This window comes from Kribbella sp. NBC_00709 (genome assembly GCF_036226565.1).
Taxonomy (GTDB): Bacteria; Actinomycetota; Actinomycetes; order Propionibacteriales; family Kribbellaceae; genus Kribbella.
In genome coordinates this window covers 2337070-2351833 of record NZ_CP108996.1, presented here as the reverse complement: position 1 = coordinate 2351833, position 14764 = coordinate 2337070, and the positions used below count along the sequence as shown (strand labels likewise).

Annotated in this window: 15 protein-coding genes; 11 read left to right on the top strand and 4 right to left on the bottom strand. The window is 68.9% G+C overall.

Annotated elements, in window-relative coordinates; genetic code table 11:
- The first annotated feature begins 1 nt into the window (after window position 1).
- Both OHA18_RS11515 and OHA18_RS11510 read left to right on the top strand, forming a co-directional pair.
- Window positions 2-988 (top strand): alpha-ketoacid dehydrogenase subunit beta, encoded by a 987-nt coding sequence (locus OHA18_RS11515; protein ID WP_329004004.1) that lies wholly within the window; start codon window positions 2-4, stop codon window positions 986-988.
- Window positions 985-2262 carry a dihydrolipoamide acetyltransferase family protein gene (locus tag OHA18_RS11510; RefSeq protein ID WP_329004003.1) on the top strand — a complete coding sequence of 426 codons (1278 nt, stop codon included), beginning with the start codon at window positions 985-987 and terminating at the stop codon, window positions 2260-2262. The genes OHA18_RS11515 and OHA18_RS11510 overlap by 4 nt, the downstream gene beginning before the upstream one ends.
- Here OHA18_RS11510 and OHA18_RS11505 read toward each other — a convergent pair.
- Complete coding sequence (locus tag OHA18_RS11505) at window positions 2259-2960, bottom strand: TetR/AcrR family transcriptional regulator (protein WP_329004002.1); 702 nt, start codon at window positions 2958-2960, stop codon at window positions 2259-2261. The genes OHA18_RS11510 and OHA18_RS11505 overlap by 4 nt on opposite strands.
- 106 nt (window positions 2961-3066) lie before the next feature.
- Here OHA18_RS11505 and OHA18_RS11500 point away from each other — a divergent pair, with 106 nt between their 5' ends.
- Window positions 3067-4182 carry a hypothetical protein gene (locus OHA18_RS11500; protein WP_329004000.1) on the top strand — a complete coding sequence of 372 codons (1116 nt, stop codon included), beginning with the start codon at window positions 3067-3069 and terminating at the stop codon, window positions 4180-4182.
- On the opposite strand, the gene OHA18_RS11495 is transcribed toward OHA18_RS11500, so the two are convergent.
- Window positions 4175-5356 (bottom strand): MFS transporter, encoded by a 1182-nt coding sequence (locus OHA18_RS11495; protein WP_329003997.1) that lies wholly within the window; start codon window positions 5354-5356, stop codon window positions 4175-4177. The genes OHA18_RS11500 and OHA18_RS11495 overlap by 8 nt on opposite strands.
- 123 nt (window positions 5357-5479) lie before the next feature.
- On the opposite strand from OHA18_RS11495, the gene OHA18_RS11490 reads away from it, so the two are divergent.
- Both OHA18_RS11490 and OHA18_RS11485 read left to right on the top strand, forming a co-directional pair.
- Window positions 5480-5929, top strand: a complete 450-nt coding sequence (locus OHA18_RS11490) for a MarR family winged helix-turn-helix transcriptional regulator (protein WP_329003995.1) — start codon at window positions 5480-5482, stop codon at window positions 5927-5929.
- Window position 5930: 1 nt separating this feature from the next.
- Window positions 5931-6119: a DUF3099 domain-containing protein gene (locus tag OHA18_RS11485; RefSeq protein WP_329003994.1), complete on the top strand. Its 189-nt coding sequence runs from the start codon at window positions 5931-5933 to the stop codon at window positions 6117-6119.
- On the opposite strand, the gene OHA18_RS11480 is transcribed toward OHA18_RS11485, so the two are convergent.
- The gene (locus OHA18_RS11480) at window positions 6085-7038 is read right to left on the bottom strand and encodes a cation diffusion facilitator family transporter (RefSeq protein WP_329003992.1); all 954 of its coding nucleotides are present in this window, start codon (window positions 7036-7038) and stop codon (window positions 6085-6087) included. The genes OHA18_RS11485 and OHA18_RS11480 overlap by 35 nt on opposite strands.
- The gene (locus OHA18_RS11475; RefSeq protein ID WP_329003991.1) at window positions 7038-7931 is read right to left on the bottom strand and encodes a LysR family transcriptional regulator; all 894 of its coding nucleotides are present in this window, start codon (window positions 7929-7931) and stop codon (window positions 7038-7040) included. The genes OHA18_RS11480 and OHA18_RS11475 overlap by 1 nt, the downstream gene beginning before the upstream one ends.
- 71 nt (window positions 7932-8002) lie before the next feature.
- Between OHA18_RS11475 and OHA18_RS11470 the strand changes: the two genes are divergently transcribed.
- From OHA18_RS11470 to OHA18_RS11445, 6 genes are all read left to right on the top strand, one after another.
- Window positions 8003-9055, top strand: coding sequence for an SDR family oxidoreductase (locus OHA18_RS11470; protein WP_329003990.1), 1053 nt, complete (start codon window positions 8003-8005; stop codon window positions 9053-9055).
- Between the two features lie 106 nt (window positions 9056-9161).
- Entirely contained in the window at window positions 9162-9746 is a 585-nt protein-coding gene (locus tag OHA18_RS11465) for a helix-turn-helix domain-containing protein (RefSeq protein ID WP_329006087.1), read from the top strand.
- 109 nt (window positions 9747-9855) lie between these two features.
- Window positions 9856-11016 carry an NAD(P)/FAD-dependent oxidoreductase gene (locus tag OHA18_RS11460; RefSeq protein WP_329003989.1) on the top strand — a complete coding sequence of 387 codons (1161 nt, stop codon included), beginning with the start codon at window positions 9856-9858 and terminating at the stop codon, window positions 11014-11016.
- Window positions 11013-12821 carry a 2Fe-2S iron-sulfur cluster-binding protein gene (locus OHA18_RS11455; protein ID WP_329003987.1) on the top strand — a complete coding sequence of 603 codons (1809 nt, stop codon included), beginning with the start codon at window positions 11013-11015 and terminating at the stop codon, window positions 12819-12821. Before OHA18_RS11460 ends, OHA18_RS11455 begins: the two co-directional genes overlap by 4 nt.
- Window positions 12818-13720 carry a dihydrodipicolinate synthase family protein gene (locus tag OHA18_RS11450; RefSeq protein ID WP_329003986.1) on the top strand — a complete coding sequence of 301 codons (903 nt, stop codon included), beginning with the start codon at window positions 12818-12820 and terminating at the stop codon, window positions 13718-13720. The genes OHA18_RS11455 and OHA18_RS11450 overlap by 4 nt, the downstream gene beginning before the upstream one ends.
- On the top strand, window positions 13717-14718 hold the full coding sequence (locus tag OHA18_RS11445) for a proline racemase family protein (protein ID WP_329003985.1): 1002 nt from the start codon (window positions 13717-13719) through the stop codon (window positions 14716-14718). The genes OHA18_RS11450 and OHA18_RS11445 overlap by 4 nt, the downstream gene beginning before the upstream one ends.
- The last annotated feature ends 46 nt before the right edge of the window (window positions 14719-14764 follow it).

Sequence of the window (14764 nt, the reverse complement as noted above, 5' to 3'; positions counted from 1 at the left end):
CATGACGCACACGAAGATCTCGATGGCCCAGGCGCTCAACCAGGCGCTGCGGGACGCGATGCACGCGGACGACAGTGTGGTGATGTTCGGCGAGGACGTCGGCGCGCTCGGCGGCGTGTTCCGGATCACTGATGGGCTGACCGCGGAGTTCGGCGAGAACCGTTGCTTCGACACCCCGTTGGCCGAGGCCGGCATCGTCGGTATGGCGGTCGGCATGGCGATGAACGGGATGCGCCCGGTGGTCGAGATGCAGTTCGACGCGTTCGGGTACCCGGCGTTCGAGCAGGTCGTCTCGCACGTCGCCAAGATGCGCAACCGGACCCGCGGGCGCGTCCAGTTGCCGATGGTGATCCGGATCCCGTACGGCGGCGGCATCGGCGGCGTCGAGCACCACAGCGACTCGTCCGAGAGCTACTTCGCGCACACGCCCGGGCTGACGGTGGTCACGCCGGCGACCGTCGCGGACGCCTACGGGTTGTTGCGTAAGGCAATCGAGTTCCCCGATCCGGTCGTGTTCATGGAGCCGAAGAAGCTCTACTGGGCCAAGGAAGAGGTCGACCTCACCGAGGAGCAGCCCGGCATCGGCACCGCCGTCGTCCGGCGAGAAGGCGCCGACGCGACGTTGATTGCCTACGGCCCCGCTTTGCCCGTCGCGCTCGAGGCGGCCGAGGTTGCGGCGGCCGAGGGGCGGCAGCTGACCGTGGTGGATCTGCGCTCGGTGGTTCCGTTCGACGACGAGACGGTCTGCGCGGCGGTACGGCGTACCGGCCGGGCGGTCGTGGTGGCCGAGGCGACCGGGTTCGCGAGTGTGTCGTCGGAGATCGTTGCCCGCGTCACCGAGAAGTGCTTCCACTCGCTGGCGGCGCCGGTGCGGCGAGTGACCGCGTTCGACATTCCGTTCCCGCCACCGAAGCTGGAGAAGTACCAGCTGCCGAGCGTGGACCGGATCCTTGACGCGGTGGATGATTTGCAGTGGGAGGACTCGTGAACACGTTCCTTCTCCCGGATCTCGGTGAAGGGCTGACCGAGGCGGAGGTCGTCCGCTGGCTGGTGAAGGTCGGTGACGTGGTCGCCGTCGACACGCCGGTCGCGGAGGTCGAGACCGCGAAGTCGATCGTCGAGCTGCCGTCGCCGTACGCCGGTGTCATCGAGGAGCTCCACGGCGAGCCCGGTACGACGATTCCGGTCGGCAAACCGCTCATCACGGTCACTGATCAGGCGGGGGAGGCATACCGGGAGGAGGAGCGGGCCGGGTCGGGGAACGTCCTGGTCGGCTACGGCACCACCGAGATCTCCGGCGCGGGCCGCCGTCGCAAGCCGCGCTCGGCGGTTTCCGGAACATTGTTGCCGGACAGCGCCGAAAAGGTTCCGCAAAAGCGGGTGCCGTTGGTGATCTCGCCGCTGGTACGCCGGTTGGCGCGGGACGCCGAGGTGGATCTGCGGGCGCTGGACGGCTCGGGTCCGGACGGGCTGATCGTCCGGCGGGACGTCGAGCTGGCGATCGCACGCCGTACGCGGATCGAGCCGGAGCCGGTCGTGACGCAGCAGCCTGCACCGCGGACGGGCCTCCCGGAGTTGCGACGTACGCCGATGAGCGGCTTCCGGAAGGCTGTCGTCGCGACGCTGACCCGGAGCCGCGCCGAGATCCCCGAGGCCACCACCTGGGTCGACGTCGACGCGACCGCACTCATGGACCTCCGCGCATCGTTGCGCTCGGCAACGGATCCCGGACCGGGGCTGCTCGCGTTGATGGCGCGCTTCGTGGTCGCGGGCCTGCTCAAGTACCCAGAACTCAACGGGTACGTCGACACCGCGCGCGAGGAACTCGTCCAGTACGACGGCGTGAACCTCGGTCTCGCGGCGCAGACCGACCGCGGTCTCGTCGTACCGGCGGTCGCGAACGCGCACGCCCTGACGACGCGCGGACTGGACGCCGAGATCCGCCGGCTGACCGAGTCGGCCCGAGACGGCCGGCTGACTCAGCAGGAGCTGACGTCCGGGACGTTCACGCTGAACAACTACGGCAGCTTCGGTGTCGACGGCAGCGCAGCGATCATCAACCACCCCCAGGTCGCGATCCTCGGCGTCGGCCGGATCATCGACCGCCCGTGGGTGGTGGATGGTGAACTCGCCATCCGCAAGCTCACCCAACTGTCCCTCGTCTTCGACCACCGCGTCTGCGACGGCGGCACCGCAGCCGCCTTCCTCCGCTTCGTCGCCGACGCCTTCGAGAACCCGGCCTCGGTCTTCGCCGATCTCTAGGAGAGTTGGCGGGGACGGAGGCCGACCAGGATGACTCGGAGGCCGGAGGCGAAGCGCGCCTCGGGACCGGCTTGGCTCTTGGGGTTGAGGTACGCGGCCAGGTGGGTGGCGTCGACGCCCATCCGGTCGGCCGACTCGGTGGCCCAGCGCGAGTCGTTCATCCCGCTGCGGCGTACGACGGACAGCCAGGCCGAGTCGGTGACCGCGGAGCCGACCAGGTAGTGGAAGATCGCGGACACTGCCGAGTCCAGGTGCGTCCCCTTGAAGCCGGCCGCGTCCAGGATGGTCTGCACCCGGTCGGTGAGTGCGTAGTAGTTCGGCCCGAGCCCGGCATGTGACGCGAGCAGGCGCGCGGCCCAGGGGTGCTCCCACAGCGCGTGGTACGCCGCCTCGACGACGACCGTGACCTGCTCCCGCCAATCACCACCCTCGAGCGCCGGCGAGAGAGCGAAGATCTCGTCGACCACGAGCTCGAGCAGATCGTCCTTGGTCGCGATCCGCCAGTACAGCGCCGAGGTCGCGGCAGCGTCCAGCTCGGCCGCCATCCTCCGCATCGAGAACTTGTCCAGACCCTCCCGGTCCAGGACCTGGATCGCGGTCGTGACGATGTCCGCCCGGCTCAGCCGTGCCCGCGTCGGCTCCGGCTCGTCCCGCAACCACACCGATCCCAGCACCGTCCGTCGATCCGCTTCTCGCACTGAAACAGTGTGTCAGATCCGAAGACACTGTTTCACCATCCAAAGTCGAGCAACCGGCGACCTCCGTACGACGACCTGCGCGCCGGACCCGCGAACACTCGAGGTCATGAGCGCAATCAACCGGGCCCAGTTCCTCCGCCGCGCCGCCGCCCTCGGCCTGATCACGACCGCGGGCATCACGACCGCAAGCGCCGGCAGTACGGCGTCCGCGAGTCCACGGCGGCTCGCTTTGAAGGGCATCGCGTACGACACCGGCGGCGGTCCCGCGGACGAGGACAGCCGGGCGCGCTGGCGCAACAGCACGATGCGCGGCGAGATCCATGCCATCCGGCACCGCCTGCACGCGAACTGGGTCAGCATCTACGGCAGCGACGTACGCCGCCTGATCGACACCGCGACCGCCGCGCTCGAGGAGGGGCTGACCGTGTCGATCCAGCCGCGGTCGTTCGACGAGCCGCAGACGGCGGCGCTGGCGAAGCTGCGCACGGTCGCGATCGAGGCCGAGCGGCTGCGACGACGGTTCGACCGCGAGGTGATCCTGGTCGTGGGGTGCGAGTTCATGCTGTTCACGCCGGGGATCGTGCCGGGGGCGACGTTCTACGAGCGGGTCGAGTACCTGACCAAGGGCGAGTTCGACATGGCCGAGCTGCAGCGGAAGTTCCGCGCGTTCACGGCGAAGACGGTGAAGGTTGCCCGCAGCAACTTCCATGGCCGGATCACGTACGGCGCCGCGTCGGATCTGGAGCAGGTGGACTGGTCGATCTTCGACATCGTCGGGCTGGACTACTACTCGTACCACGCTCGTCGCGCTGACCACACGAGGGAGTTGGCGCCGTTCCGACGGTGGGGCAAGCCGATCCTGATCCTGGAGTTCGGTTGCTGCACGTTCACGGGTGCGGCCGAGCTGGGCGGGATGGGGTGGGACATCGTCGACTACAGCGGCGACGTCCCGGTCATCCCGCCGCAGTACGTCCGCAACGAGCAGGAGCAGGCCGACCACCTGGCCGACATGCTGGACGTCTTCACCGACGAGGGCTCGGCGCGTCGCCGTACACGTTCATCTCACCCGACGCCCCGCACCGCCCGCACGACCGCCCTCATGACGAGGACATCGCGGCCTTCAGCGTCTGCAAGGTCCTGCGGTACGACGACACCGATCCGGCATCGCCGTACCGCTGGCTCCCGAAGAAGTCGTTCCATGCGATGGCGAGGCACTACCTGACGTAGCTTCCCTCGGGGATCAGGACGGTGGTGTGGCGGCGGTCCAGCAGGCCGGAGATGAGTGCGACGGCCAGACCGGAGATCGCGAGGGCCGCGCCGACCCAGTTGGGGGCGGTGTAGCCGAGGCCGTGCTGGATGGTCAGTCCGCCGAGGTACGCGCCGGCTGCGTTGCCCAGGTTGAACGCCGCGATGTTGGCCGCGGACGCCAGCGCCGGAGCGCCCTTCGCCTTGTCCATCACGCGCTTCTGCAGGGGAGCCACAGTTGCGAAGCCCGCGGCGCCGAAGAGGGCGATCGTCATGGCGGACGGGAGCTTGGCGTGGGCAGTGAACACGAAGACGACCAGCACGGCGGCTAGTAGTGCCAGGATGAGGTACAAACTCGGCATCAGGGACCGGTCTGCTGCCTTGCCGCCCAGCAGGTTGCCGACGACGAGCCCGCCGCCGAACAGCACCAGCAGCCAGGTCACTGCGCCAGCGGAGAAGCCGGCGACCTCCGTCATCATCGGTGCGATGTAGGTGAACGACGCGAACACCCCGGCGAACCCCAGTGCGGTCATAGCGAGCGCCAGCCACACCTGCACGTTCTTGAACACAGCCAACTCGGTCCGCAGCCCCGGTCCCTCCGCCGTGCCCAGCCGCGGCACCAGGAACACGATGCCGAGCAGACCGATCACGCCGAGCCCAGTCACGGCCCAGAACGTCGAACGCCAACCGAACTGCTGTCCGAGTGCGGTCCCGCCCGGTACGCCGAGCACGTTGGCCACTGTGAGGCCGGTGAACATCAGCGCGATCGCACTCGCCTGCTTCGCCTTCGGTACGAGCGACGCGGCGACGACCGATCCGACCCCGAAGAACGCTCCGTGGGACAGCGCCGCGATGATCCGGCCAGTCATCAGAACGCCGTACGACGGAGCGAGCGCGGACACCAGGTTGCCCGCGATGAAGACGCCCATCAGCGCGATCAGCACGGTCTTGCGGGACACCTTGGAGCCGAGCGCGGTCAGCAGCGGGGCACCGACCACCACGCCCAGGGCGTAGCCCGAGATGAGCAGGCCGGCCGACGGGATGCTGACGCCGAAGTCGGTCGCGACCTCGGGCAGCAGGCCCATGATCACGAACTCCGTCGTACCGATCCCGAAGGCGCCGATAGCGAGGGCCAGCAAGGCTGCGGGCATGACGCGAACTCTCCTCGAATGTAGTCTCAGAACTATTACCGGCGTGCGCGATAGTTGCACACGCGGACTATTGCACAAGCGCTATGATTGCGCATGCAAGCGTGAAGTTCAAGTGGAGGTGTCGTGGGACTACCGGATGACGCCGCGGAGGCGCGGGCGCAGGGGTGGCGCACTCTGGCCGCGTTGCATGCCCGGATCGAGGATGAGCTGGAGCGCGCGCTGCAGAAGCAGCACGGGCTGTCCGTGAGTGAGTACAGCGTGCTGGACGCCCTGGCGCGCCAGGACGACTACCACCTGCGGATGAACCAGCTGTCCAACGCTGTGGTGCTCAGCCAGTCCGCTACTACCCGGCTGGTGAACCGGCTGGAGGACCGCAAGTTGCTGGAGCGGTACCTGTGTCCGACCGACCGGCGTGGCATCTACACCGAGGTCACCGAGGCCGGCCGTGAGCTGCTGGAGCAGGCTCAGCCGACCCACGACGCCGTACTGACGTCCGCACTGAAGAATGCCTCTGAGCTGCCCGAGCTCTCGCCGCTGGTCGACGCTCTCGGGAAGCTGTCGCTGGCGGTGTGAGATGGCTCGCCGCTGGGACAACCGGAAGGCCTACTACTGGCTGATGGGCAGCTGCCTGACGCTCATCGGGCTGGCGTGGTTCGTCGTCCGGCTGTTCTCGATCCCGGTCGCGATCGGGATGAGCGCTGTCGCCGCAGTACTCCCGCCGATCGCCGTCATCGTGGCGAACTGGGGTCACGACCAGCGTTGACGCGCCCGTCCGCGGGAGTTGGATCGAGGTAGAGGTGCCGCACAATCGGGAACGCCTCCCGCACCTGTACGTCGACCTTCTCGGCGAGCTGTTCTACTGCAGCGCCCGTGGTCTCGGAGTCGTCCAGGTCGACCGTTGCGACGACCAGGACCTGGTCCGGCGCCAGCTGCAAGGTGAGCAGCTCGAGTACTGCGTCGATGCCCGCTGTGCTCGCGATCAGCTCCCGCAGTTCGCGCTGGGTGTCGGTCGGTAGGGCCCGGCCGATGAGCATGGTCTTGTTGTCGCGACCGAGGGCGAACGCGACGACGATCAGGAGCAGTCCGATCGCGATCGACGCGGCGCCGTCCCAGATGTGCTCGCCGGTGACGACCGCCAGCGTCACGCCGGCGGCGGCGATGAGCAGTCCGATCAATGCCGCCGAGTCCTCGAAGGCGACGGTCTTCACCGCCGGTTCGGCGCTGCGAAGATGCGTGAGGACCGGTACGCCGGCTTCGCGGGCCTCCCGCCGGAGCTGGAGCACCGCGCGGAGCCAGGAGCTCCCTTCGAACAGGAACGAGACGGCAAGCACCGGATAGATCACGGCCAGCGCGGCGATCGGCTCGGCCGCGAAGATCGAGCGCAAGCCTTCGGTGATCGAGAATCCGGCGCCGAGAACGAGGATGCTGACGGCGGCGAGCAGGGCCCAGAAGTACCGCTCCATCCCGTAGCCGAACGGGTGGCGGGAGTCGGCCGGCTTGCGGCTGCGGTGCAGCGCGGCGAGCAGGAACACCTGGTTGAGCGTGTCTGCGACGGAATGCGCTGCCTCGGCGAGCAGTGCGGTGGATCCGGACAGCAGGCCGGCGACGATCTTGGCGATCGCGATCGCAAGGTTCGCCGTACCGGCCAGCAGGACCGTCGCGTCCGACTCTTTGTCCGCCATCACCCCCGCGTGCCCGCGGCGCGATCACCCCAAACGAGCAGGTCGATGAATGCTGCTGCCAGCGGGTCGGGCTCGCCGCGGGTGTACGCCGTGAGCGTGCGCTGGACCGGCGGATCCGGGCGGAGGATATGTCCGCCTCTCGGCAGGACGTTGTCCAGGATGTTGTCGGGGACCAGGGCCGGCCCGAGACCGGCTGCGGCAAGAGCCGGCGCGGCAGCGGTCTGCTCGGTTCGGACGGCGATCCGCGGCTCGAAGCCTGCCTGCGCGCACGCGCGGTCCAGGACGTCGGCGAGTCCGTGGCCGGGCGCGTAGTGAACCCAGGAGCGATCGGCGAGGTCTTGCAGCTTCACGGTGTCGCCGGTTGCGGCGGGATCGTCGGAGGCGACCACGACGACGAGCTCCTCGGTGCCGAGGGTGCGGGCGACACCGGACCAGTTGCTCGGCTCCGGTCCGACCGCGAGGTCGGCCTCGCCGGCGTTCATCGCCTCGACGAGCTCGTCGGTGTGGCGGTGCTCGAAGAGCCGGATGCCGACGTCGGGATGCGTCTGCCGCCAGCGGCGCAGCGCCTGGGGGAGCACGCCGAGCGTGATCGAGTAGAGCGTGGCGATCTGCAGCTCGCCGACCTCGAGCCCTGCCGCCTGGCGTGCGGCACAGCGGGCGCGTTCGGCGTCGGCGAGGGCGGCGCGCGCGTGGGGGAGCATCGCGCGGCCGGTCGGGGTGAGCCGGACCGTGCGAGGGAGGCGCTCGAGCAGCGGGCCGCCGGCTGAGCGTTCCAACGTGCGGATCTGATGCGAGAGCGCCGGCTGGGTGACGTGCAGGAGGTCGGCGGCCTTGGTGAAGGAGCCTTCGTCGACGACAGTGACGAGGTACTCGAGCTGCCTGAGCGTTGCCATGAACTGAGTTTATGGCTTCGGTGAAAACTATGCCTTGGATTTATCCGCGCAGGTCAGCGAGGCTGTTCGGTATGGAGAACGTCGCGTTGGTGGTCGGTGCCCGAGGTGTGATCGGGACGAATCTGGTGGAGCATCTGGCCTCGCTGCCGGACTGGCGGGTGATCGGCCTGTCCCGTCGCGGCGGTGTCGACGTACCAGGAAGAGTGCGGCATGTTGCGGTCGATCTGCTCGATCCGGACGACACGCGGACCCGGCTCTCAGACCTGACGGACGTCACGCACATCTTCTACGTGGCGTACCAGGACCGGCCGACCTGGGCCGAGTTGGTGGCGCCGAATCTCGCGATGCTGGTGAACGTCGTGGACGCGATCGAGCCGGTCGCGCGCGGGTTGCGGCATGTGAGCCTGATGCAGGGCTACAAGGTGTACGGCGCGCACCTCGGGCCGTTCAAGACGCCGGCCCGGGAGGACGATCCGCCGCATCTGCCGCCGGAGTTCAACGTCGACCAGCAGCGGTTCCTGGAGGATCGGCAGCAGGGCAAGGCGTGGACCTGGTCGGCGCTACGGCCGTCCGTGGTCGGTGGCGCTGCGTTGGGCAACCCGATGAACCTCGCGGTCGCAATCGCTGTGTACGCGTCGATTTCCAAGGAGCTCGGCGTACCCCTGCGTTTCCCGGGAAAGCCTGGCGCGTACGACGCGCTGCTCGAGGTGACCGACGCCGGATTGTTGGCGAAGGCAACGGTCTGGGCAGCGACCTCGCCCGCCGCGGCGAATCAGGCGTTCAACATCACGAACGGCGACCTGTTCCGGTGGAGCGAGCTGTGGCCCCGGCTGGCGGCGTGGTTCGGGCTGGAGGCCGCTCCGCCGCTGCAGATGTCACTGCAGGACGTGATGGCGGACAAAGAGCCGCTGTGGAAGCAGATGCAGGCCACTCACGGACTGGCCACGACATCCTTCGCGGAGGTGTCGTCGTGGCCGTTCGCGGACTTCGTCTTCGGCTGGGACTACGACTTCTTCGCCGACTCGTCGAAGGCACGGCGGGCCGGATTCCACGAGTACGTCGAGACCGAGCAGATGTTCTACGACATCTTCACCGACCTGCGACAGCGCGGCATCATCCCCTGATCACTCGCCGCGCAGGTCGGTGCCGTGAGTGCACAGGAAGAGGTCTGATGCGGCAACGGATCCGAAGTTACCGCCTCGATGTGGCATGCTCCGGGCTGTGACGGCGATGGGTGCGGGAAAGTTGCTCGGAACGAACCTGCGGGCGCGGCGGGACGAGCAGGGCATCTCGCTGTCCGAACTGGCCCGGCGGTCCGGGATCGCGAAGGGCACGCTGTCGCAGCTCGAGTCCGGTGCGGGCAACCCGACGATCGAGACAGTGTTCAGTTTGTCGAACGCTCTCGGCGTGCCGGTATCGGCCCTGCTGGCCGAGTCGCCCGCCTCGGACCTGGTGCTCGTGCGGTCCGCGGACGTCGACGTACTGTCCGGTGAGGCGATCGATCTGCGGATGCTCCGGCGGCTCGAGCACCCGGGCGGGCTGTTCGAGATCTACAACCAGGAGATCCGGCCGGACGCCGTCCAGCACTCCGACGGACATCCGGGCACCGAGCATCACATCGTCCTGGCTGGTCGCCTGCGTGTCAGTACACATGGGCAGACCGAGGAGCTGGGGCCCGGGGACTACCTCGCGTTCCGGGCGGCCGGGTCGCACGGTTACGAGGCTGTCGACGGTCCGGTCCGGTCGGTGCTGCTGCTCGAATATCCGCCGGATGTGTACCCGACGGCGGCCGGCGGGCCGCATTTGCCGGGATAGTTCCGGCAGAAGTCCGGGAGAGGTCCGGTTGAGTGCATTGACCGGTCGTCGGAACCGCGCGTACTCTCGATATCGTTCATTTTAGCGAACGTCTTCGAGGAGAGCCGCCATGCACCTGTCCGCGACACCCGACGTGGTGGTGGTCGGCGCGGGCATGGTCGGGGCGGCCTGCGCCGAGGCCTTGTCGGCGGCCGGCGTGCGGGTGCTCGTCATCGATCGGGACGGGCCTGCCGCGGGGACGACGGCGTCCGGTGAGGGCAATGTGCTGGTCTCGGACAAGGAGCCGGGGCCGGAGCTCGACCTTGCGGTTGCCTCCCGGGCGGAGTGGGACGTGGTGCGCGGCCGCCTGCCCGAGCGGGTGGCCGACATCGAGTGGGAAGCCAAGGGCGGCGTCGTTGTGGCGACCGGCCACCCGGAGCCGCTGACCGCCTTTGCAGCGAAGCAGCAGGAGGCCGGGGTTGCGGCCTCGGTGATCACGCCTGCCGAGGTGTTCGACCTCGAGCCGCTGATCACGCCCAGGGTGACGATCGGGGTGCACTACCCGGACGATGCGCAGGTGCAGCCGGTGCTGGCGGCGACAGCTCTACTGGCAGCCGTCCGCGAGCGTGGTGGTGAGGTGCGATCGGGTGTGACCGCGCTCGGGGTGCGGCAGTCCCGTGGGCGCGTTGTGGGCGTCGACACGTCGGACGGCGACATCGCGTGTGGTGCGGTGCTCAACGCGTGCGGTCCGTGGGCTGGTGCCTTCGGTGTGGCGGCGGGTGCGCCGATCGAGGTGCTGCCGCGACGGGGGATGATCCTCGTGACCGCGCCGCTGCCGGAGTGCGTGCGCCACAAGGTGTACGACGCGGATTATGTCGGCGCCGTCAGTAGTGGGGATGCTGAATTGCAGACGTCCACGGTGGTCGAGTCGACCCGGTCCGGGACGGTGCTGATCGGCTCGAGCCGGGAGCGGATCGGGTTCGACGACGCGGTCCGGGTGCGGGTGTTGCGGGAGCTCGCACGGAAGGCGGTCGGCCTGTTCCCGTTCCTCGGCGACGTGCCGGTGATGCGCGCGTACGGCGGATTCCGTCCGTACGCTCCGGATCACCTGCCGATCATCGGTGCGGATCCACGGGTGCTCGGTCTGTGGCACACGACCGGTCACGAGGGCGCCGGCATCGGGCTGGCGCCGTCGACGGGCCGGCTGATCACGGAGCTGTTCCTTGGCCTCGCACCACACCTCGACCCCGCACCGTTCCGCGTCGGCCGCCCGGCGGTGATCTCTTCATGAGCGCCTATCTTCGTCCCCGCTCCGGTGATCCGGCCGAGGTCGGTGCGCCACCGGCTGTGGACGTAACGGTCGACGGGCATCCGGTCGCGGCTCATGCCGGTCAGACGGTGGCCGCCGTGCTCCTTGCCAACGGTCGCGACACCTGGCGGACGACGCGCCTGCAGGACCGCCCGCGCGGGGTCTTCTGTGGGATCGGTGCCTGTCAGGACTGCTTGGTGACGGTCAACGGCCTGCCCGACGTGCGAGCCTGCCAACGGACAATCACCTCCGGCGACAAGATCAGCACGCAACACGGTGCGGTCCTGCCCGCCGCCGACGAGGCGGATATGCCGCGTGCAGCTCGGGTGAGTGAGGTTGTGGTGGTTGGGGGCGGGCCGGCGGGGATCTCGGCCGCGCTCGCCGCCGCGGATGCCGGCGCCGACGTGCTGCTGGTCGACAACGGACGCGCGATCGGCGGGCAGTACAACCGGCAGCTTCCCGCGGAGTTCGCCGCGCGCCGGCCGGATCGGCTTCAGCACGAGTGGAAGACCTTCGCGGCCGAGCGAGATCGACTCGTCGATCACCCGCGGATCACCTACCTGCCGGAGACCTCGATCTGGGCGATCGAGGATCGTGCCACCGGCATCGACGCCGGGGCCGGGGCCAATCGTCCACGGCTCTGGGCGCAGCAGGGTCCGGCGGATGCGGCCGGTCGGCAACCGTTCCCGATCGACGGCAAGGCCGTGGTGCTCGCGACCGGCGCGTACGATCGCGTGCTTCCCTTCCCTGGTTGGGATCTGCCCGGTGTCTACACTGCCGGTGCGGCCCAGGCGCTGGCCAAGGGGCAACGCATCGCGATCGGGCGACGTGTCCTGGTCGCGGGCACCGGTCCGTTCCTGCTTCCAGTTGCCGAGTCCCTCATCGGTGTCGGCGCCGACGTCGTCGCGCTGCTCGAGGCCAACACGCTGACAACGGTCCGCAAGGGCTGGTCCACCGACCCGTTGGTTGCCCCCAGCAAGCTTCGCGAGGCCGTCGGGTACGGCGCGTTGCTCGCCCGCCACCGCGTCCCGCTCCGCCATGGCTGGACGGTGATCGCGGCGCATGGGGCGAGTCATGTGGAGGCCGTCACCATCGCGCGCCTCGACTCCGCCTGGCGGCCGGTCCCTGGCAGTGAACGCCGCGTGGACGTCGATGCCGTCTGCGTGGGCTTCGGCTTCACCGCCAACCTGGAGCTCGCCGTCTCCGCCCGCTGCAACATCACCACCGGCCCCGACGGCGGCCCCGCGGTAGCTGTCGAAGCCAACCAGCAAACGAGCACACCCGGCATCTACGCGGCCGGCGAGCTCACCGGCATCGGCGGAGCCGCCCTGTCCGGAGCCGAAGGCGTTCTGGCAGGAGCGGCCGCCGCTCAACATGCCCTCGCCGCTGGTGCACCGACCGCCCGCGCGCGCGTCTCAGCAATTGCTTCTTCTTCGGCTCAGGCTGCTGTTGTTCGGGGGCGGAGATTTGCGGCCGCGCTGGCCAAGGCCTATCCCGTGCGGGACGGGTGGAAGAGCTGGAGTGACGCGGACACGCTCGTCTGCCGATGTGAGGAAGTCACGCGGGGAGAGCTCGAAGCCGTCGCCGAAGAGCGCGGTCTCGACGACGGTCGGGCAATGAAGCTCAGCAGTCGCGCGGGGCTCGGGATGTGTCAGGGGCGGGTGTGTTCGCGCACCGTCGCCGCCTTGCTGGCCGCGCCGGGCGACGTACCGAAACCAAGCATGAAACGACCGATCGCCGTACCGGTGCGGCTGCGGGATCTGGCCCAAGCTGAGGAGAAGTCATGAGCGAGAAGTTGGACGGCGTGATCGTTGCGACCGCGCTGCCGTACGCCGAGGACGCGTCGGCGCCGGCGGGGTTGCGGCCGGACCTGGACAAGTACGCCGAGCACTGCCGCTGGCTGGTCGACAACGGCTGCCGCGGCGTCGGGCCGAACGGCTCCCTCGGTGAGTACTCGTCGCTGACCGACGACGAGCGCCGCGCCGTGGCGAAGACCGCGATCGAAGCCGTCGGTGATGACGGCGTCGTGGTCGTCGGTGTGCACGGTGTCGGCTCGCACCAGGCACGCGCGTGGGCGGAGAAGGCCGCCGAGGACGGTGCGGACGGCGTGCTGTGCCTGCCGCCGACGATGTACCGGGCGAATCGTGGCGAGGTGATCAACCACTTCACCGAGGTCGCGAAGGCCGGTCTGCCGGTGATGGTCTACAACAACCCGCTCGACACCAAGGTCGACCTGACCCCGGACCTGCTCGCGGAGATCGCCGGCATCGAGAATGTCGTCGCGGTGAAGGAGTTCTCCGGCGACGTCCGCCGGATCCTGGAGATCCGCGAGCTGGCGCCGGATCTGGCCGTGATCGCGGGTGCCGACGACCTGACCCTCGAGGCGCTGCTGATGGGTGCGACCGGCTGGTTCGCCGGCTTCCCGAACGTGTTCCCGAAGGAATCGGTCCGTTTGTACGACCTCGCCCTGGAAGGCAAGCTGGAAGAGGCCCGCGCGCTGTACGAGCCGCTCGTCGCAGCGTTCCGGTGGGACTCGCGGACCGAGTTCGTCCAGGCGATCAAGTACGGCATGGACTACGTCGGGCGATTCGGTGGACCGTGCCGGCCGCCGCGCGGGCCGCTCATCCCCGAGCACGTCGCGCATCTGGAGCAGGACATGAAGAAAGCAGTGGAGTCCCTGGTATGAGGTCGGTCCGGACGATCACCGCGATCGACTCGCACACCGAGGGGATGCCGACCCGCGTCGTCACCGGCGGGGTCGGCGTCGTCCCGGGTGCGACGATGGCCGAGAAACGCGAGTACTTCATCGAGCACCTGGACGACCTGCGGTTGTTCCTGATGAACGAGCCGCGTGGTCACGCGGCGATGAGCGGCGCGATCCTGCAGCCGCCGACCCGCTCCGACGCGGACTGGGGCGTGCTGTACATCGAGGTCTCCGGCCTGCTGCCGATGTGCGGTCACGGCACGATCGGGGTCGCGACCGTGCTGGTCGAGTCCGGCATGGTCGAGGTGATCGAGCCGGTGACCGAGGTGCGCCTGGACACCCCGGCCGGTCTCGTCGTCGTGGACGTTGCCGTGAGCAACGGCCGGGCGGAGCACGTGACGTTGCGGAACGTCCCGTCGTACTCGCACGCGTTGGACGCTTCGGTCGACGTGCCCGGGCTGGGGAAGGTCACCTACGACCTCGCGTACGGCGGGAACTTCTACGCGATCCTGCCGCTGGAGCAGCTGGGGATCCCGTTCGACCGGGCCGAGAAGGACCGCATCCTGCAGGCGGGGCTGGACATCATGGACGCGATCAACGCCACGGACCGGCCGGTGCATCCGCTCGACCCGGGCATCAACGGCTGCAAGCACGTCCAGTTCACCGCTCCCGGGGAGGATGGTGCGGACTCCCGCAACGCGATGGCGATCCACCCGGGCTGGTTCGACCGCTCGCCGTGTGGCACGGGTACGTCGGCGCGGATGGCCCAGCTGCACGCCCGCGGCGAGCTCGCCCTTGACACCGACTTCGTGAACGAGTCCTTCATCGGCACCCGCTTCACCGGCCGGCTGATCGAGGAGACCACCGTCGGCCAGTACCCGGCCGTCATCCCCACGGTCACCGGTCGAGCCTGGATCACCGGCACGGCCAACTACCTGCTCGACCCCGACGACCCGTTCCCGACCGGCTTCGTCCTCTAGCGGGACCGGACGAAGAAGCCAGCCGGGACCGGACGAAGAAGCTCAG